At 52.5% G+C, this 18,910-nt stretch carries 17 protein-coding genes and 1 tRNA gene; 9 read left to right on the top strand and 9 right to left on the bottom strand.

Features of this window, described 5'->3' with window-relative positions:
• Positions 1-472 precede the first annotated feature (472 nt).
• From G461_RS0112505 to G461_RS0112485, 5 genes are all read left to right on the top strand, one after another.
• A complete protein-coding gene (locus G461_RS0112505; protein ID WP_026972097.1) occupies positions 473-1,564 on the top strand; it encodes an ABC transporter ATP-binding protein in 1,092 nt (363 codons plus the stop codon).
• A gap of 76 nt (positions 1,565-1,640) precedes the next feature.
• Entirely contained in the window at positions 1,641-2,633 is a 993-nt protein-coding gene (locus G461_RS0112500) for a carbohydrate ABC transporter permease (RefSeq protein ID WP_026972096.1), read from the top strand.
• A gap of 10 nt (positions 2,634-2,643) precedes the next feature.
• On the top strand, positions 2,644-3,474 hold the full coding sequence (locus tag G461_RS0112495; protein WP_026972095.1) for a carbohydrate ABC transporter permease: 831 nt from the start codon (positions 2,644-2,646) through the stop codon (positions 3,472-3,474).
• A gap of 792 nt (positions 3,475-4,266) precedes the next feature.
• The gene (locus tag G461_RS0112490) at positions 4,267-5,523 is read left to right on the top strand and encodes an extracellular solute-binding protein (RefSeq protein WP_026972094.1); all 1,257 of its coding nucleotides are present in this window, start codon (positions 4,267-4,269) and stop codon (positions 5,521-5,523) included.
• Positions 5,524-5,757: 234 nt separating this feature from the next.
• Positions 5,758-5,967, top strand: a complete 210-nt coding sequence (locus G461_RS0112485) for a cold-shock protein (RefSeq protein WP_026957864.1) — start codon at positions 5,758-5,760, stop codon at positions 5,965-5,967.
• Positions 5,968-6,041: 74 nt separating this feature from the next.
• Here the strand turns inward: G461_RS0112485 and G461_RS0112480 are convergent, their stop codons facing one another.
• From G461_RS0112480 to pepA, 8 genes are all read right to left on the bottom strand, one after another.
• Positions 6,042-6,755, bottom strand: coding sequence for an SOS response-associated peptidase family protein (locus G461_RS0112480; protein ID WP_026972093.1), 714 nt, complete (start codon positions 6,753-6,755; stop codon positions 6,042-6,044).
• Between the two features lie 57 nt (positions 6,756-6,812).
• On the bottom strand, positions 6,813-7,514 hold the full coding sequence (locus tag G461_RS0112475; RefSeq protein ID WP_026972092.1) for a DUF445 domain-containing protein: 702 nt from the start codon (positions 7,512-7,514) through the stop codon (positions 6,813-6,815).
• A gap of 83 nt (positions 7,515-7,597) precedes the next feature.
• Complete coding sequence (locus G461_RS0112470) at positions 7,598-8,278, bottom strand: 3-oxoacid CoA-transferase subunit B (protein WP_026972091.1); 681 nt, start codon at positions 8,276-8,278, stop codon at positions 7,598-7,600.
• Positions 8,271-8,933: a CoA transferase subunit A gene (locus G461_RS0112465; protein ID WP_026972090.1), complete on the bottom strand. Its 663-nt coding sequence runs from the start codon at positions 8,931-8,933 to the stop codon at positions 8,271-8,273. The genes G461_RS0112470 and G461_RS0112465 overlap by 8 nt, the downstream gene beginning before the upstream one ends.
• Before the next feature lie 205 nt (positions 8,934-9,138).
• Complete coding sequence (locus G461_RS24185) at positions 9,139-10,143, bottom strand: OmpA family protein (RefSeq protein ID WP_051333549.1); 1,005 nt, start codon at positions 10,141-10,143, stop codon at positions 9,139-9,141.
• A gap of 188 nt (positions 10,144-10,331) precedes the next feature.
• A complete protein-coding gene (locus tag G461_RS0112455) occupies positions 10,332-13,190 on the bottom strand; it encodes a valine--tRNA ligase (protein ID WP_026972089.1) in 2,859 nt (952 codons plus the stop codon).
• 14 nt (positions 13,191-13,204) lie between these two features.
• Entirely contained in the window at positions 13,205-13,651 is a 447-nt protein-coding gene (locus tag G461_RS0112450; RefSeq protein ID WP_026972088.1) for a DNA polymerase III subunit chi, read from the bottom strand.
• Positions 13,652-13,756: 105 nt separating this feature from the next.
• Positions 13,757-15,265 carry a leucyl aminopeptidase gene (gene pepA / locus G461_RS0112445; RefSeq protein WP_026972087.1) on the bottom strand — a complete coding sequence of 503 codons (1,509 nt, stop codon included), beginning with the start codon at positions 15,263-15,265 and terminating at the stop codon, positions 13,757-13,759.
• 193 nt (positions 15,266-15,458) lie between these two features.
• Here pepA and lptF point away from each other — a divergent pair, with 193 nt between their 5' ends.
• On the top strand, positions 15,459-16,556 hold the full coding sequence (lptF, locus tag G461_RS24180; RefSeq protein WP_051326518.1) for an LPS export ABC transporter permease LptF: 1,098 nt from the start codon (positions 15,459-15,461) through the stop codon (positions 16,554-16,556).
• Positions 16,557-17,624 carry an LPS export ABC transporter permease LptG gene (gene lptG, locus G461_RS0112435; protein ID WP_026972086.1) on the top strand — a complete coding sequence of 356 codons (1,068 nt, stop codon included), beginning with the start codon at positions 16,557-16,559 and terminating at the stop codon, positions 17,622-17,624.
• A gap of 74 nt (positions 17,625-17,698) precedes the next feature.
• Here lptG and G461_RS0112430 read toward each other — a convergent pair whose 3' ends face one another.
• Positions 17,699-18,175, bottom strand: a complete 477-nt coding sequence (locus G461_RS0112430) for an RDD family protein (RefSeq protein WP_026972085.1) — start codon at positions 18,173-18,175, stop codon at positions 17,699-17,701.
• A 175-nt stretch (positions 18,176-18,350) separates the two neighbouring features.
• Here G461_RS0112430 and G461_RS0112425 point away from each other — a divergent pair.
• Together G461_RS0112425 and G461_RS0112420 are read left to right on the top strand one after the other, a co-directional pair.
• Positions 18,351-18,437: transfer RNA gene (locus tag G461_RS0112425), tRNA-Leu, on the top strand.
• Positions 18,438-18,728: 291 nt separating this feature from the next.
• On the top strand, positions 18,729-18,910 hold a 182-nt coding region (locus G461_RS0112420; protein WP_026972084.1), incomplete at its 3' end, for a transposase.

Below are 18,910 nucleotides of genomic sequence, written 5' to 3'. Positions count from 1 at the left end.
TTCGCAACATGCAGGGTGAATGTGTGATCCAACCCCCGGAATCGATGTGATCTCGGGGGTTTTTTGTGGGTGAAAGCAGGTGTGGATATGCGCAAGCTCACAAAAATTATGAAATCATGTTTCAACAGAGAAACTGGCAGAAAAATTGGCGGCGGCGATTTTTCCTTCTAATTAGGTAACTCCCATGAAACAACGCCAAAATTATTTCATCTCTATCAGTGTCTTATGTGTTGCTTATGTAATTTACCTACAATATTACGAGATCTTGCGCACAACTTTCCGCGATTTTCCCCGATATTTATGTTTTGTTGTTTGTTGTTTTTCATATTTCTTGATGAAAATGAATTTTATGACCTGATTCAAATCTTACCACTCCCGCAATTGAACCCCCCCAACCCCTCAGCTACAGTGACCGACATGCTGGAAAGCGCTTACATGGCGCTCAATTGTTAAATTTACGGAAGCAGAAACTATGGCGGCAGTCACGTTCAGTAACTTAAAAAAACGCTTTGGCGAAACTGAAGTTGTAAAGAGTTTCGACTTGCACATTGAAGACGGCGAATTCGTTGTTCTACTTGGCCCATCGGGCTGTGGCAAGTCAACTACATTGCGTATGCTTGCAGGCCTGGAAGAGATCTCGGATGGTGAGATTTTCATTGGTGAGGAGCTGGTAAACGAGCTTCACCCAATGGAACGCAACATCGCGATGGTATTCCAGAGCTATGCGCTTTATCCCCATATGACGGTTAAGGAAAACATCGCTTTCGGTCTGAAAATGACCAAGGTGGACAAGGACGAGATCGAACGTCGAGTGAAATTGGCGGCCGATATGTTAGAACTAACCCCTTTACTTGACCGTTTCCCGAAAGCGCTTTCGGGCGGTCAGCGTCAGCGTGTAGCCATGGGCCGCGCAATGGTACGTACCCCGGAAGTGTTCCTGTTCGATGAGCCTCTGTCTAACCTTGATGCCAAACTGCGTGGCTCGATGCGTGCAGAGATCAAATCCTTGCATGAGAAGCTGGGCACCACCACCCTGTATGTAACCCACGATCAGGTTGAAGCGATGACCTTGGCTGACCGCGTGGTTATCCTCAAAGACGGTTTCATTGCTCAGGTAGGTACTCCAAAAGATATCTTTGAGCAGCCCGCCAACAAGTTTGTGGCTACCTTTATTGGTGCGCCAGAAATGAACTTGGTAAACGCCAAGCTTGAAGACAATCAAGTGATTATTGGTGAGCAAACCCTGGCCCTGCCAACCACTTACCAAGATCAAGCCGATTGCGCACTGGGCGTTCGTCCTAGTGATCTCTACCTTAACCCGCGAGCCATCGAGTCAGATGCGATTGGCAAACTGACCGTCAACATCGACGGCATCGAACTACTGGGCGCCACCTACCACATTCAAGGAACGCTAAACGGTTCTCGCTTCGTGGCAGATATTGCGACCTCTGATGAGACCGATGTGACCCAAGAAACGGGTGAGGTTGAGCTGTTCTTTGATTTACACCGTGTCCACCTCTTTGACAATCAAGAAGGTAATGCAATTCGCCCAAACCTGAATTAAGGGCTGTGCTTGGTCGGTGAAAATCAGGATTGAAATTAAAGGGCCTCGAGCCCGATATAACAACTAGGAGTACAACATGTCTGCTGTCGAGTCTGCGGAAAAAATTCCAGCAGTAAGCAAAAAGCGGAGCCTGAAGCAGCGCTTAAACGCGAAAGGTTACAAATGGGCACCTTACCTGTTTGTTAGTCCGTTCTTTGTTCTATTTGCTGTATTTGGATTGTTTCCATTACTGTTTTCTATTTACTTGTCACTGCACTACGGAGATGCGACCGGTGGTATCGACCGCATGGAATTCGTGGGGCTGGCAAACTACATCTACCTGTTCCGAGATGATGCGTGGTTCCATCAGTCTCTGATCAATACCGGTTGGTTGGCTCTGGCCTCGGGTATTCCACAGCACGTTATTGCTATCCCGCTAGCGTTCTTCCTGCACACTAGCTTTAAGAAGACCCGTAACACGGTAATCGGTGCCTACTTTGTGCCGTTCATTACCTCGTCGGTGGCAATCTCGCTGGTATTTACCTCGCTGTTCTCACGCGACTTTGGTGTGATCAACATGATTTTGACGCAGATTGGTAACGTTGAAATCTTTGGCTTCCAACCTTTAGGCTGGCTGTTCCCCACCGAGAATGTCGATTGGGCGAGACCGCAGTACATCAAGCCGATGATTGCCTTTGTTGTATTCTGGCGCTTTGTGGGCTGGAACACCGTTCTGTACCTCTCTGCGATGCAGACCATTCCAAAAGATCTGTATGAGGCGGCTACCGTTGATGGTGCGAAACCTTGGCAGCAGTTCTTCTACATTACCTTGCCACAGCTTAAGCCAATGATGTTCTTTGCGGTAACGCTGACCATTATCGGTAACCTGCAGATGTTCGAAGAACCGTTCATCATCACAGGTGGTACCGGTGGTATTGAGCAAGCAGGTAAAACAGCAGCAATGCACCTATACCTGACCGCATTTACTGAAGGTGATTTCGGAACTGCGTCGGCCGTATCTTGGTTACTGTTCTTCATCATTGCCATCCTGACGTGGCTGAACAACAAGATTCTGGGCGAGAAGGACTAAGAGGTTTCTCATGAATAAACTTAAAAAATCGACTATTTTCGCTTATATCGTGGTTGGCCTTGGTGCCATGATCATGTTGGCCCCGTTCTACTTTATGTTTATCTTTGCTACCCACAGCAACGGTGACATTCTCTCGGTGCCACCGCCACTATGGTTTGGTAGCGAGCTGATGAACAACATCGATTACCTACTGAACGCGCTGCCTTACTTCTGGCACAACGTGGGTATGAGCTTCTACATTGCGATTATCACCACTGCACTGAACTTGTTGTTCTGTTCAATGGCGGGCTACGCACTGGCGATGTACGACTTTAAATACCGTAATGTTATCTTCGCATTCATTATGGGTACCATGTTGATTCCACCGTTCCTGGGCATGATTCCTACTGCTCTGGTAATGAAGTATCTGGGTTGGTTGAACACGCCTAAAGCGCTGTACATTCCAATGGCCTGTGGCGCGATGGGTATCTTTATGATGAAGCAGTTCATCACCAGCGCGATTCCAAAAGAGCTGATTGAAGCGGCACGTATGGATGGTTGTAATGAGTTCTCCATCTACTGGCGTGTGGTTGTACCGCTGATTAAGCCAGCGTTCGGTACCTTGGGTCTTATCGTGTTCATCGGCCAATGGAACAACTTCATGGGCCCACTGGTGGTAATGAACGACATGAAGATGTTCACCATTCCACTGGCTCTGCGCTCGCTGCAGGGTACCGGTATGACTCCATGGGGTGCGATCTGTGCGGGTGCTGCCATTGCGGTTATCCCACTACTGATTATGTTCACCCTAAGCTCACGCCGCCTGATCGACGGCCTGACTGCGGGGGCTGTGAAAGGTTAATCACACCTTTTGTCCTACTCCTTTGTAACTTTAAGCCAGCTGTTTCAGCTGGCTTTTTTTGTCCTTAGCGCAAGCAGTTAGTGGCTTTGGGCTAATTGCATGATTGCACTAGGAGAGGGCCCTGCAAGGGGGAAATGGTTAACTCGCACATTTTCCATGCAACCGGATGAAAACGCAGTGGCATCAATTCCTGAAATCCAGCCTGATTCGCTTTCCTGACTAATGAGAGTTTTCTCATATTGTGGCGGGCTGCTGGGCAATGCGCCGGCTCAGCGCGTGACTGGTCACTACCCTCTAAAAGCTTGATATATAAGGCATCAGCTTGGTTATTTGCGATCTTGAGCAAGCCGCTTTTATCAAATAGGGCAGGCCTTTGTTACGTTATTTAGTTCGCGATTTGATAAAACACTTCGTCGATATTTTTTTTATGACAGCCTTCAAATCTTAAACCATAGGTGTTTGAACCGCTCATGGCACTTGGCTACATTGACTACACGAAAGCGCTTACACGCTAATCGAATTGGGCCACATAAAAACAACGCAATGTGGCCTCGCGGCAGCAAGTGGGTCGGCAGGGAAAATCCTGTTGTTTCTTCTCCAAGGGCAAGTTTGGAAAGGACATGACTCATTTACCGCTCTCTGGACTCGATGCGTCCTTGATGGCTGATAAAGCATAAACGACTCGCGATTAACAGGGATGGGGCAACCCACGCAAGGAACGACGCTCTAAAAAATGAAAGCGTATTCAAACGCGAAATTGAGATAAAAAACTCAAGCACTAAGGAGACTAGGATGACTATTAAAACTAAGCTCGGTTCAATTGCTGTTGCAGCAAGCCTTGCGCTAGGCGCAGGAAGCGCTGCCGCGGAAACAGTAACCCTAAAAGTTGCTTCTTTCCCAAGCTTTGACTTGGCTGTTCAATCAGCGATTCCTCTATATAAGGAAATTAACCCGAATGTAGAGATCGAGCTGGTTTCACTGGCGTTTATGGATCACCACAACGCAATGACCACCGCACTATCTACCGGCGCTAACCTGCCTGACGTTATGGCTATCGAAGTAGGCTTCGTAGGTCGTTTTGCTCAGTCTGGTGGTCTGGAAGATCTGCGTAAGGCACCTTACAACTCAGGTGAGTTCGAAGACAAGATGATTGGCTTCTCAGTTGCTTTGGGTCAAAGCCCAGACGGCGGCCTGATGGCATTCCCTGCAGATATCGGCCCAGGTTCAATGTTCTACCGTAAGGACATCATGGACTCAGCTGGCGTATCTGCTGACGACCTGACCCGTTCTTGGGATTCGTTCCTGGAAGCTGGTGCGAAAGTAAAAGAAGCGACTGGTAACTACATGGTGACCAACGCGACTGCGGTTGCTGGTATTCTAATCCGTACTGGTCTAAAAGACGGTGAAGGTATCTACTTCGACAAAGACGGCAACGTAACCGTTAACAACGACCGCTTCAAAGAAGCCTTCCGCCTAGCGAAGAAAACTCGTGAACTGGGTATCGATGCGCAAGTAGGTGCATGGAGCTCTGAGTGGACTGAAGGTCTGCGTCGCGGCACCATCGCTACTGAAATGATGGGCGGCTGGTTGGGTGGCCACTTGGCAACCTGGATTGCTCCTGAGTCTGACGGCGCATGGCGTGCATCACAACTACCTGGCGGTTCTTTCGCTAGCTGGGGTGGTTCGTTCTACGCAATCCCATCTGACTCTGCCAAGAAAGCAGAAGCTTGGGAATTCATCAAGTTCATGGCTCTGAACGAAGAGATGCAGATCGCTGCGTTCCGCGACCTGGATGCCTTCCCTGCACTGGTTGAAGCTCAAGAAGATGATTTCGTGAACCAGCCTGTTGCTTACCTGGGCGGTCAGAAAGCTCGTCAAATCTACAAAGAGTCTGCTGACAACATCGCAGGTCTGGCTGTACACCGCAACGACCCAATCGCTGAGCAAATCATTAACGATGCGCTAGAAGCGGTACTGGAGCGTGACGCCGACATCGACGAAGAACTGGCTAAAGCTGAGAAAGCTATCCAGCGTCGTACTCGCCGCTAAGAATCCTTAACACTCGTAATTCGAAGGGGGCGCAAGCCCCCTTTTTTGTATTTTGTGCACAATCTGATTGCCTTTAATTTGCTCAGCTATATAATTTGATTTCTTGATACATGAGTATCTCTTTTAGTTACAAACGATGCTACGTAGTCTTCGTCCTGCCCTATAAGTTACTCACCGAATTCGAGATACACGGCCTTTAGGGCCAACATTAACACTATATATTTGGAAACAGTTATGTCTGATATTAAGACTGGTACCGTTAAATGGTTTAACGAAAGCAAGGGCTTTGGATTCATTGCACAAGACGGCGGTAGCGATGTATTCGCTCACTTCAGTGCAATCAAAGGCAACGGCTTCAAAACCTTGGTAGAAGGCCAAAAAGTACAGTTCACCGTTAGCCAAGGCGCCAAAGGCCCTCAAGCCAGCGATATCGAAGTACTGTAAGTACCAGCTGAATATGAGAAAGGCCGCGATCGCGGCCTTTTTGCTTTCTGGCTCCCGCTTAAATCGCCCGTCGCTTAACTCCCACTCCCTTCAATGGCGCTCGCGCTAATTAAACGCTCTGTCAGCATCTCTTGCTGAGAAAAATTTGCCTGACTGACTTCTTCCACCCGCAAGCCTTGAGGAATACGCGGCCGCAGGAATAACTCGGTGAGCTGCTGGCTTAGTGGCTCCGGTTTGAGCCAATGCTCGAGTTGCTGTTTATTCCACTCCAGCAATAGCGGCATCGATTTCTCATGACAGCTTGCCAACTCGGGATGAGGGGGCAGGGTAATCACCGAACATGAGTAGACTCGCTCGCGCGTTTGCGGGTGCTGCCAGCGGCGGTATAGCCCACCTAACAACAGCGGCCGACCATCACTCGGGTACAGATTAAAGAAACGTTTGCCCTGCTCGCTGGCGTTGCTCTCTCCAAAGCCATGGACGGGAATGATGCAGCGGTTGGTGCGAAAGGCCTGATAGCTGGCGCTGCCTAGCTGCAATAGTTTGTCATAACGGCTATTAAAGCTGGTGAACTTGCTAGGTCGAAAGCCGAATAGGTCGGGCTCCTGCAGCAGCCACCACTGCGCAGACAGACACTCCATCTGCGCGTCTTGGCGTAAGATCAATAAGGGGTCGCAGGGGAGGGGGTTAACGGACACCTTGGGGAGCGGAGGAAACAAGGGGATCTGGAGAAACTCACATAAATCCTTTACTGCACTATCATCGACAACGTTTAAGCGACCGCACATCTATCCTCACTTCCTTTTGTTACAACAGCTCGTCCCTGAACCGCGGGTAAGTTAAGTTTAGATGAGGCTGTAGAGCACGCCAAACAGTGCGCCAAATACGCCGCCCCATACCACCAGCCATCCCAGATGACGGCGGATCATGGTCTGGATGATCTCTTTCACCAGCTGCGGGCTTAGCTCGGCCAAGCGTTGGTCGATGATTTGCGCCACCTTGTGCTGCATATCGTTTAGCATATCCGGGCTTTCCAGCTGCTCGCGCAGCAACTCATTGAACTGCTCGCCCTCGCCAATCTCGATGATTGCCAACTTAAGCTTTTCGGTAAATGGCTGCTCGAGTGGTGCCAGTGCTTGGCTGCCGCCCACCATGGCGAGCATGCCGCCAAATGAGGATTGCTCCACGGCAGCGGTCAGTGCGCCGAAGGCTGGGCTAAAGTCGGTCTGCTCAATGACTGGGCGAACATCGATATGGGCAGCCTGTCCGCTGGCATCGCTAAGGAAGCGGTCGATATTCTCCGGGGTAAAGAACTGTTCCATCATCAGCTGCTTGATACCTGCCTTAAACTCTTGGAAACGGGCCGGGATAACGCCAGAGCCGTATAGGCCGGGGACCTTTTCAAACAACATATGTACCGCTAGCCAGTTGGTCATTGCGCCGGACAGGGCAAACACCCCCATGGTCATAACGAGTGGGGCGTGGGCAAAGTGGCCTGCAAGCACGAGCAAGGCTGCAAGCAGATTGGTAACAAGGCTTTTGTTCACGATTTGACGATTCCCAATGATGAAATTAGCGAGAATTGTCCGTAATTTATCGCGCTTTTCAAGCCCTGTTAGCGCAATAGGTCCTAGAGGTCATTGGGTATTGGCATGGTTTTGAGCGTGTCAGCCAGATGCAGCTTGGCCTCGGTGTGCGCTTGAATCGTTTCCAGGTCGATGCCTGGGGCGAGCTCACGCAGCAACATGCCTTGGCCAGATATCTCAATCACCCCTAGCTCGGTAACCACTAGATTGACCTGCTTGGCGGCGGTGAGCGGCAGATCGCAGCGAGTTAGTAGCTTGGGGCGACCTTTGTTGGTGTGCTCCATGGCGACGATCACCCGCTGGGCGCCCACCACCAGGTCCATCGCTCCGCCCATGCCGGGAACCATTTTTCCGGGAATGATCCAGTTGGCCAGATTGCCCAGTTCGTCGACTTGCAGGGCGCCGAGCACGCTGACGTCAACATGGCCGCCACGGATGATGGCAAAGGAGTCGGCGCTGTTGAAGCTACAGGCACCGATGGCCGCGGTGATCGGTTGGCCGCCGGCGTTAACCAGGTTGGGGTCGTGATGTTCGCTATCGGCCAAGCCATCCATCCCCAACAGGCCGTTCTCCGACTGCAGTAGGATCTCCATGTCTTTAGCGGTTTCATTGGCCACCAACGAGGGTAGGCCAATCCCAAGGTTGACCACATCGCCATCGTGAAGCTCTTGTGCCACCCGCCAGGCAATCATCCGACGGACTTGTTGTTTGCTTAGCTCACGCATCGGTTTGCTCTCTTTGGTAGATGTAATCAACGTAGATGCCGGGGGTGTGGATATGCTCCGGCAGTAGCTCGCCTGCTTCGACGATCTGCTCAGCCTCTACCACCACAGTTTTAGCCGCTGTCGCCATCAAAGGATTGAAGTTTTGGGTGGTGCCTTTGTAGAGCACATTGCCCTTAGTATCGACCACCGAGCCGCGGATCAGGGCTAAGTCAGCGCGCAGGGGTGGCTCTAAGATGTAATCCTGGCCCTCGACTTGAATGATGCGCTTGCCTTCAGCGATGGGTGTGCCCAAACCAGTCGGGCTGAGTACTCCGCCTAAGCCGGCGCCAGCACTGCGGATGCGCTCCGCCAAGGTGCCTTGGGGAACCAGCTCTACCTCGAGCTCGCCGCTGTTCATCTGCGCGCCGGTTTCCGGGTTAGTGCCGATGTGTGAGGCGTATAACTTGGCAATCCGTTTGGCATGGATCAATCGACCCGAGCCTTTTTCCGGTGTCCCCGTGTCGGTGGATATAAGGGTGATGTTTTTAGTGCCTGCCGCAATGATCTGATCGATTAATCCTTCAGGCGCGCCATTGGCCATAAAACCGCCGATCATGATGCGCATGTTGTCGCTTAGCAGCTGGCGAAGCTGGGCGGCGTCTATCCGTTTTCTCATAACCTGTTCCTTGATTGCGACGGCTCGCGCTTTGGTGAGCAAAGCTCGACCGTATTCTAGAAGTTAGCAGAGAGGCGGCGGATTAGGTGTGATCGTGGAGGAAAATATGGCTTAAGATCAGCCTGTTAGCTTTGGCAGGGCTACCGTTCAACTGAAACGAAACAAGCGCCACGCAGGCGCTTGTTTTGCTATGGCGGTTTAAGGCTTATTGCTCGAAGGCTTGGATATACAGCAGCACTCGACGGTTATGAGCACGGCCTTCCGCAGTCTCATTGGAAAACTCTGGGTGATCCTCACCAAACTCTTCGATGATCATCCGCTCACGGGCGATATCTTGAGTTTCCAGGTAGCTGGCAACCGACTCGGAACGACGCTCTGATAGCGCTTGGTTGTACTCATCGCTACCCACGCTGTCGGTAAAGCCAGAAATCAGCACGCTGGTATCTGGGTATTGCTTCATATGGGCAATAATGGCGTCTAGCTTATCGGCTTGGGTTAGCTCGCTGCTGTCGAAGGCAAACTCCACACGGGCGCGAACACTTTCGATCATAACTGGTTCTGGTTCTGGCATTTGCTCTGGTTCTGGCGCAGGCTCTGGCATCTGCTCCGGCTCTGGAGCTGGGGTTGGCACCGGAGCGGCGGCTACACCAAACTTGTAGTTAAGACCAAGGCTGGTGAAGTGCAGGTCGGTATCGATCAGCTTGTCGCCATCGCCGAGATCGTCATAGTACTGATACTCAAGGCGTAAGTCCCAGTTACGGGCCAGCGAGTAGATAACACCCAAGCCAGCGGTCCAGGTCCAGCCATCGTCGCTGACCTTGCTGCCAGCGCCTGAGGTTTCGCCATCCCAGTAGGCTGGGCCAACTTTGGCAAAGCCCTGCCAGCGCTCGGCAAACTGAGCGTAGAGCATCGGGCTTATCTCAAACAGGTTGTAGTCGGTGTCGATTGAGCCATTAGTGGTGGCTTCGCCGCTGTACAGGTAAGAGCCTTCCAGACCAAACCAGTCGTTGAAGCGATAGCCGCCGTAGACACCCATACCGAGGTCATCGTCATCACAGCTGTCATACATGTCGCCACAAGGGTCATTGAATTTGCTGTAACCGAGCTTGCCGCCGAGGTAGGGGTAGCTGGTGTCGCTGGCGAAAGAGGGGGCGCTCAAAAGCAGACCGGCAAACGCAACAGGAATTGCCGTTTGGAATAAGGCTTTCATAACAAGTCCTTTTGTAGATTGATTAAGATCGAAATGTTTTTTGTACTTTCCGAAAAAGTATAGCAACGATCACAAAAAGCGCTGGAAAACATCTGCTTAAGCTTTTGTGTCAGTGAGAGGCATTGAGGGCATAAAAAAGCCACGGCGATTGCCGTGGCTTGGTAAGTACTTGCTTGCGCTGTTTGGCGTTACAGCGCAGCGATGGTGGCTTGCTGCTCAAGCAGCTTGGCTTTAGCCACTTCCATCTCTTCTTGCTTGGCGCGCTCTTTGGCGATAACCGCTTCTGGCGCCTTCGAAACAAACTTCTCGTTGGCCAGTTTGCCTACCACGCGAGCCAGATCTTTTTCCAGCTTCTCCAGCTGTTTGTTGATCCTCGCCAGCTCTGCATCTTTGTCGATAAGACCTGCCATTGGGATTAGCAGTTCCATCTCGCCCAGCAAGGCTGTGGCAGAAGCGGGGGCTTCGTCGCCGTCGGCCAGAATGGTGCTGCTTTCCAGCTTGGCCAGTGAGGCCAGGAAGGCTTGGTTCTCAGACAGGCGACGCTGGTCTTCACTTGAAGCGTTCTTCAGCAATACGTTCAGCGGCTTGTTCGGGCTGATGTCCATCTCACCGCGGATGTTACGGATAGCAACGATGAACTGCTTCAGCCACTCCAGATCGCTCATGGCTTGCTCGTCCACTTGCGCAGCGTCGAACTCAGGCATGGCTTGCAGCATGATGGTTTGCTCTTCACCGCCTTTGCCGGCCAGTGGCGCGATTTGCTGCCAGATGGTTTCGGTGATGTATGGGGTGATCGGGTGCATCAGGCGCAGCAGCGATTCCAAGATGTTAATCAAGGTGTGACGGGTACCGCGTTGCTGGGCTTCACTGCCTTTGAACAGTACCGGCTTGGTCAGCTCCAGGTACCAGTCGCAGAACTGGTTCCAGGTGAACTCGTACAGGGTTTGCGCAGCGATATCGAAGCGGTAGCCGTCTAGCGCTTCACGGTAGGCCTTCACGGTTTGCTGAAATTGGCCCTTAATCCAACGGTCGGCCAGTGATAGTTCCATGTCGTCTGACGCGCTGCAGTCGTGCTCTTCGCAGCTCATCATTACGTAGCGGCTGGCATTCCACAGCTTGTTACAGAAGTTGCGGTAACCTTCCAGGCGGTTCATGTCCCAGTTGATATCACGACCGGTGGTGGCCATCGCGGCCAAGGTGAAACGCAGCGCATCGGTGCCGTGGGCTTCGATGCCGTTCTCGAAGGTCTTGCGGGTGTTCTTCTCGATCTTCTTAGCCAGCTGCGGCTGCATCATGTTGCCACAACGCTTGGTGACCAAGCTTTCCAAGTCGATGCCGTCGATCATATCCAGTGGGTCAAGAACATTACCCTTGGATTTAGACATCTTGTCGCCGTTCTCATCGCGGATAAGGCCGGTGACATACACGGTTTTGAACGGTACCTGCGGCTTGCCATTGTCATCTTTACAGAAGTACATGGTCATCATGATCATCCGGGCAACCCAGAAGAAGATGATGTCGAAGCCAGTAACCAGCACATCCGATGGATGGAAGGTTTTCAGGTCGTCAGTTTGTTCTGGCCAGCCTTGGGTGGCAAAAGTCCATAGCGCAGATGAGAACCAGGTATCCAGTACGTCGTCGTCACGGCGCAGCACGGTAACGCTGCCCAGGCCGTGTTTCTTGCGCACTTCGTCTTCGTCGCGGCCCACGTAGACGTTGCCGCTTTCGTCGTACCATGCCGGAATGCGGTGACCCCACCACAGCTGACGTGAGATACACCAGTCTTGGATGTCACGCATCCATGAGAAGTACATGTTCTCGTACTGTTTAGGTACAAACTCGATCTCGCCGTTTTCAACGGCCTCGGTGGCGGTTTTAGCCAGCGGTGCTGCGCGCACATACCATTGGTCGGTCAGCATCGGCTCAATCACCACGCCACCACGGTCGCCGTAAGGCACGGTGTTGTTGTGATCGGCAATTTCTTGCAGCAGGCCTAGCTCGTCGAACTTGGCCACAATGGCTTTACGCGCTTCGAAGCGCTCAAGGCCACGGTATTCTTCAGGCAAGGTGGTGTCGTAAGCGTCAGAAGGTTCACCGGTGGTGGTGAAGACTTCGGCCTCTTGGCGGACCATCGCATCCAAGGTCAGGATGTTGATCATCGGTAGGCTGTGACGTTTACCGACTTCGTAGTCGTTAAAGTCGTGGGCTGGGGTGATCTTCACACAGCCGGTGCCTTTTTCCATATCGGCGTGCTCATCGCCCACGATAGGAATGCGGCGGCCAACCAGCGGCAACTCGATAAACTTGCCGATCAGGTTGTTGTAACGCGGATCTTCTGGGTTAACCGCAACACCGGTATCGCCCAGCATGGTTTCTGGACGGGTGGTTGCTACTACCAAGTAATCTTTGCCTTCGGCGGTGGTTTCGCCATCGGCCAGCGGGTAGCGCAGGTGCCACATGTGGCCCTTTTGCTCTTTGTTCTCTACTTCCAGATCCGAGATGGCGGTGTGCAGCTTTGGATCCCAGTTCACCAGACGCTTACCGCGGTAGATCAGGTCGTCTTCATACAGGCGTACAAACACTTCTTCTACCGCTTTAGACAGGCCCGGGTCCATGGTGAAACGTTCGCGATCCCAGTCTACCGATGCGCCGAGGCGACGTAGCTGTTTGGTGATGGTGCCGCCAGATTCGGCCTTCCAATCCCAGACCTTGTCGATAAAGGCGTCACGGCCGTAATCGTGCTTGGTCTTGCCTTCTTCGGCGGCGATCTTACGCTCAACCACCATTTGGGTGGCGATACCGGCGTGGTCGGTACCAACCTGCCACAGGGTGTTCTTGCCCTGCATACGCTGGTAGCGGATCAGGGTATCCATGATGGTGTCTTGGAAGGCGTGGCCCATGTGCAGGCTGCCGGTGACGTTTGGCGGTGGGATCATGATGCTGTAGGCATCTTTGCTGGTGTCACCGTGAGGCTTGAAGTAGCCTTTTTGTTCCCACTCTTGATACAGAGCTTGCTCAATGGCACTGGGGTTGTAAGTCTTTTCCATCGGATCTGTTGACTCTAATTCGATTGATGCTTTGTGTAGGCCTCGGTCTCCAAGTTTAGACCGTGCTGGCGGTACACTCGATAACGCTCTCGTGCCGCTGCTTTGCCGTCATCGTCGGCGGGCACAAAATCAATGGTTAACTGGTACTGTCTGGCAAACTCGGGTGCGTTTTCGCACAGGTTTACCAAGATTTGACGCCGTTGTGTCGGCGCCTGCCAGCCGATTTCGACTGGCGCCCCGCCTCGCGGACCTTCGCCGCTAAGGTTGTGGGGAACGAACTGGCTGGCTTCAAACTGCCAGAGCTGTTCGTCGATACGCTCTGCTGCGGCCTGATCGGGCGCGAGAACATAGATGCGTGCACCTTGTTGGTAATGACTGGCGATCAGCTCGCAGGCATGGTGGTACAAGGCTTCGCTGTCGGCATGCACCGAATCGGGCATGATATAAAATTTCGCATTCATAGGCTACTTTTCTAGCACTGGTTCTGCCCGTCTTTACGGGCGTAAGTTAGCAAGCATAAAAACGAAAACAGGGAGCAAAAGCTCCCTGTTGTGTTCCAGCCCGTGTTACTCGTCAATTTCCTGGCCGGAGCGACTCAGCAGGAACTGGGTCAGCATCGGAACCGGACGGCCGGTGGCGCCTTTGTCTTTACCCGACTTCCAGGCGGTGCCGGCAATGTCGAGGTGGGCCCAGTTGTACTTCTTGGCAAAGCGCGATAAGAAGCACGCGGCAGTAATGGTGCCCGCGCCTTTGCCGCCAATATTGGCCATATCGGCAAAGTTAGACTGCAGCTGCTCTTGGTACTCTTCACCCAGCGGCAGGCGCCACGCTTTATCACCACTTAAATCAGAGCTGTTGATAAGCTCATGGGCCAGCGGGTTGTGTGGGCTTAGCAGGCCCGAGGTATGATGGCCCAAGGCAATCACACAGGCACCGGTTAGGGTTGCGGTATCAATCACCAATTCTGGTTCGTAGCGCTCCACATAGGTGAGCACATCACACAGTACCATGCGGCCTTCGGCGTCGGTGTTGAGCACCTCAACGGTTTGGCCCGACATGGTGGTGATGATGTCGCCGGGGCGGTAGGCATCGCCTGCAGGCATGTTTTCACAGCCAGCCAGAATACCGACAACCTTAATGGGCAACTGCAACTCAGCCAGTGAGCGCATGGTGCCCAAGATACCGGCGGCGCCGCCCATATCGTATTTCATCTCATCCATGCCAGCGCCTGGCTTGAGCGAGATACCGCCTGAGTCGAAGGTCAGGCCTTTGCCGATCAGTACAATCGGTTTGTCGTTCTCATGGCCCGGCGCGCAGTACTCCATCACGCTCATTACCGACTCGTTGGCGCTGCCTCGGCCAACCGCTAAATAAGAGTGCATGCCGATCTCTTCCAGCTCTTTCTCGCCGAAACGGCTAAAGCTTAGGTTGTCGAAATCTTTACATAGCTGCGCGGCTTGAGTGGCCAGGTACTCTGGGTTGCACACGTTCGGTGGCTGGTTGGCCACGTCTTTGGCTTGCTCCACGCCCTTGGCTACCGCCAGGCCGTGTTGAATGGCTTTTTCACCCACTGCCAGCTCGCGGCGAGTCGGTACGTTAAAGACCAATTTGCGCAGCGGACGGCGAGCTTCTTCAAAATTGCTCTTGTAGTTGGTGAAGCTGTACAGGCTTTCTTGAGTGGCCTCAACCGCTTGGCGCACTTTCCAATAGGTGTTGCGCGACTTAACGTGCAGTTCTGGCAGGAAGCATACCGCTTCCATCGAACCTGTCTCGTTTAGGGTGTTAATGGTTTTGGTGATGATCTGACGGTACTGACGTTCATTCAGTTCGCGTTCTTTACCACAGCCCACTAATAGTACGCGCTCACTCAGCACGTTCGGTACATGATGCAGCAGCAAAACTTGTCCGGCTTTACCTTCAAGATCGCCACGGCGTAGTAGTGCGGAGATGTAACCGTCACTGATTTTGTCTAGCTGCTCGGCTACTGGAGACAGTCGACGGGGTTCGTACACGCCGACGACAATACAAGCGCTTCGTTGTTTTTCTGGGCTACCGCTTTTTACGCTAAACTCCATGAATACTCCTACAATCACCAAATCTGGGTTAAGATAGCTTGCCTGCTAACTGATAGGTGCGGCATCTGACTATTTGATTCTTCAATATGGGCGAGCTGGCCCTGTTTTGCTATACAAAACTATCAAAAACACAAAGTTTAACGTAATTTTTTGCCATTGGCAGCATAGATACATATTTTGAGTGGGCCGCTGAGTGCTTGTTTTCCGATACTTATTTAGAGAAACCTTTAAAACCCAGATAGCTGTTCTGGCGATTCTACTGCTGATCTTCTCCTCGCAAAAATTTGTCCGCATCCTTGGCCAAGCTGCTGATGGCAGCATTCCCGGCAACATTATTGCTCAGCTGATGCTTTTCAACATGCCTAGCTTCTTAGTGCTCATTTTACCAATAAGTTTGTTTATTGGGGTGTTGCTGGCGCATGGGCGCTTATACGCAGAAAGTGAGATGGTTGTGTTACAAGCCTGTGGCTACAGCACCAGCCAATTATTGCGCGATACCATGGTGTTGGGGCTTATCTCGATGGCGTTTTCTGCGGCCAATACCCTCTATGTAAGTCCCTATACCCAAGAGCTGGAGCAGCGCCTGTTTGATCAGGTAAAGGCTGAAGCCGGCTTGGCAACCTTAGTACCCGGGCGCTTCACCTCGCTGGGCGGCGGCGCGGTTACTTTTGTTGAACAGATCACCAACAAGGGCCGCCAACTAGAGAAGGTGTTTGTGGCGCACAGCCCTGACGATGAGGATGCCCGCGCATCCATCGTGATGGCCAGCAAGGGCGAGATCGAAGAGCACGACGATGGCTCGTTGTGGCTGGTACTGCGTGATGGCAAGCGCTTCGAGCAGGCGCCAGAGCATCTCGATCACAGCGTATTGCACTTTGAAGAATATCAGGCGCACATCTCCGAGCGCGGCGATGTGCAAACCCAGCGACGTCTGCGGGCGTTGCCCACCGAGCAGCTATTAGCTAATCGCGAAGACCTGCGCACCGAAGCCGAGTTGCAGTGGCGGATAGGTCTGCCCTTGTCAGTACCGATTCTGGTGATGCTGGTGGTGCCGCTGGCGGCGGTGAACCCACGCCAAGGGCGTTACGCCAAACTGCTGCCAGCTATATTGCTCTACCTTAGCTACTACCTGCTGCTGAGTGCCGCGCGTAGCGCCTTAGAAGATGGCAAGTTGCCGCCGCAGATCGGCCTATGGGCGGTGCATGGATTGATGTTCACAATTGGTTCGGTCTACCTGTTCCTGCGCAGCGAATGGTTCTTGATCGGGCGCCAATGGTTAAAGGGTAAATAAGTGTTTCGAATTCTAGATTGGTACGTGGGTCGTACCATCCTATTTGCCAGCTTTATGGTGCTGCTTACCCTGCAGAGCCTAAGCATGATCATCAAGTTTGTAGAGCAACTTGGTGCGGTCGGTCGTGGCGACTACCAGATTGTTGATGCCCTGTGGTATGTGGTACTCAGTGTGCCCAAAGAGCTGGAGCTGTTCTTCCCGGTAGCCGCCTTGCTCGGCTCTCTGATTGGCTTGGGCACCCTTGCCAGCTCGTCGGAGCTGACGGTAATGCAAGCGGCGGGCTTGTCGCGCTTTAACATCTCGGTGTCGGTGCTGAAAACCGCCGTGCCGATGATGATCCTGATGATGCTGCTCGGCGAATACGTAGCCCCAGATACCGAGGTGATGGCCAAAGAGCTGCGCTCCAGCAAGATCTCTGGCGGTTCGATGATGGCGGTGCAGCGCGGGGTATGGGCCAAAGACGGCGATAGCTTCGTGAACATCTCCGAGGTGCGTGATAACCAGCGTCTGCTGAATATCACCATCTACCATCTGAACGATGACAACGACTTGTACCGGCTGGTGGAAGGCGATGCCGCCTACTTCAAAGACGGACAGTGGTGGATTGAAACCGCTCGGATCACCGAGTTCGATGATGAGCAAATCAAACGCGCAGAGGTGAACGATCTACCTTGGGCCAGCACCCTGACCCCGGAGAAACTGAGCGTGGTAGCGGTTAAGCCGCTTGATCTGTCGATTACTGGCCTAGTGTCGTACATCGATTATCTCAAGATGAACAAGCAAGACCCGGCCCGCTATGAGCTGGCATTGGCGCGTAAGATAATGATGCCCATCGTTACTGCGATTATGATGCTGCTGTCACTTTCATTTGTATTTGGTCCGCTACGCAGCTCCAGCATGGGGGTGAAGATCATCCTTGGTGTGGTGGCAGGCTTTAGCTACTACATCGCCGATCAGGTGTTGGGCTCGGTGAGTCTGGTGTATGGTGTGCCGCCGTATATTGGCGCGGCGCTGCCCAGTGTGTTTGTGTTGGCCTTGGCCTTGGTGTTGATTAACCGGCGGGCCTAACAGAGTTAGCGACGAAATGGATAAGGCGCCGCGTGCAATACGCAACGCCTTTTTTGTGTATTTCGCGTTGGGTCTTATTTGTTGGGTTTGGGCAGGCTGACCACAACGCAGCGCGCCCATAAATCTTGAAACGCGAGGTTCTCGCGGGTCACCAGCACCATCAGGTTGCCAAGGCCAAAGGCGGCGGTAAACAGGCGTAAGCAGGCTTGGGAGATGGAGATATTGCTGCCGTCTTTGTTTTGCACCCGTAAGCGCCATGCGCGCATGCCGATGGTTTGCCCCGCGCGAGTCCAAAACCAGATAAAAAACACCACCACGCCGCCCCAAATTAGCAGCTGCGACCACCACTGTTGGGTTAGATAGGTGGAGTGCTCCATCCCCTCCGGCAAGCTAATCACTCCCAGCGCATTGGCGATAGCGGTCAGCGCCAGGCTGAGCATGGTCATCACCAAGGCGATCGCCGAGGCCATAAAGAAGTCGTAGATAAACGCAGCGAGGCGGCGAAAGAAACCGGCATTGGGCAGCGCGGCATACTGGGCTTGGCTAGTCATTGGTTACACTGATAATCATCCTGGATGGAGGCATTCTAACAGAGGCGTCAGACAACGGAATGGCAACTTGCTGCAAGATTAAACAAACAGTCATAAAGCGGTAAAAAAGCACTTGCCAATCTAAGCGCGCTCCTTATAATGCCAGTCACTCGCTAACGCGAGAACACAATATGATGCCAGTGTGGTGAAATTGGTAGACACGACGGATTCAAAATCCGTTGCCTTTGCGGGCGTGGCGGTTCAAGTCCGCCCACTGGTACCATTCAACAAATTAACCAGCCTTTAAGAGCTGGTTTTTTTGTATCTAAAATTTGTATCGGTATTAAAGTGAGCTCGGTGTCAGCCACGCCCGGGGTGGCGGCCAACGGTTGGTCCCATCAAGTCCGCCCACTGGTACCATCACAAATTAACCAGCCAACGAGCTGGTTTTTTTGTTATCAGTATTAAACCACCTCCTATGGAGGTGGTGATCGTTCTTGTGGGCTTTGCCCGAAGAGCGCTCATGTTAGAAGGTTCAACCTGTTTGTAACCAGCAAGTAGGAGAACAACTAACATGAGCAGATATGAATCCGCTTCACACGTATTCTATCGTTGTCAGTATCACATCGTCTGGGCGCCAAAGTACAGATTCAAGCTCCTGAAGGGGAGCTTAGGCAAAGAGCTGCATAGAGGGATCTACATCTACAGCTCAATGAAGAAATGCAAAATCGTTGAGCTAAATGTTCAAATTGACCA

This window comes from Aliagarivorans marinus DSM 23064, assembly GCF_000429485.1.
Taxonomy (GTDB): Bacteria; Pseudomonadota; Gammaproteobacteria; order Enterobacterales; family Celerinatantimonadaceae; genus Aliagarivorans; species Aliagarivorans marinus.
Note: the sequence above shows the minus strand (reverse complement) of the source record. Positions and strands in the feature narration are given on the sequence as shown.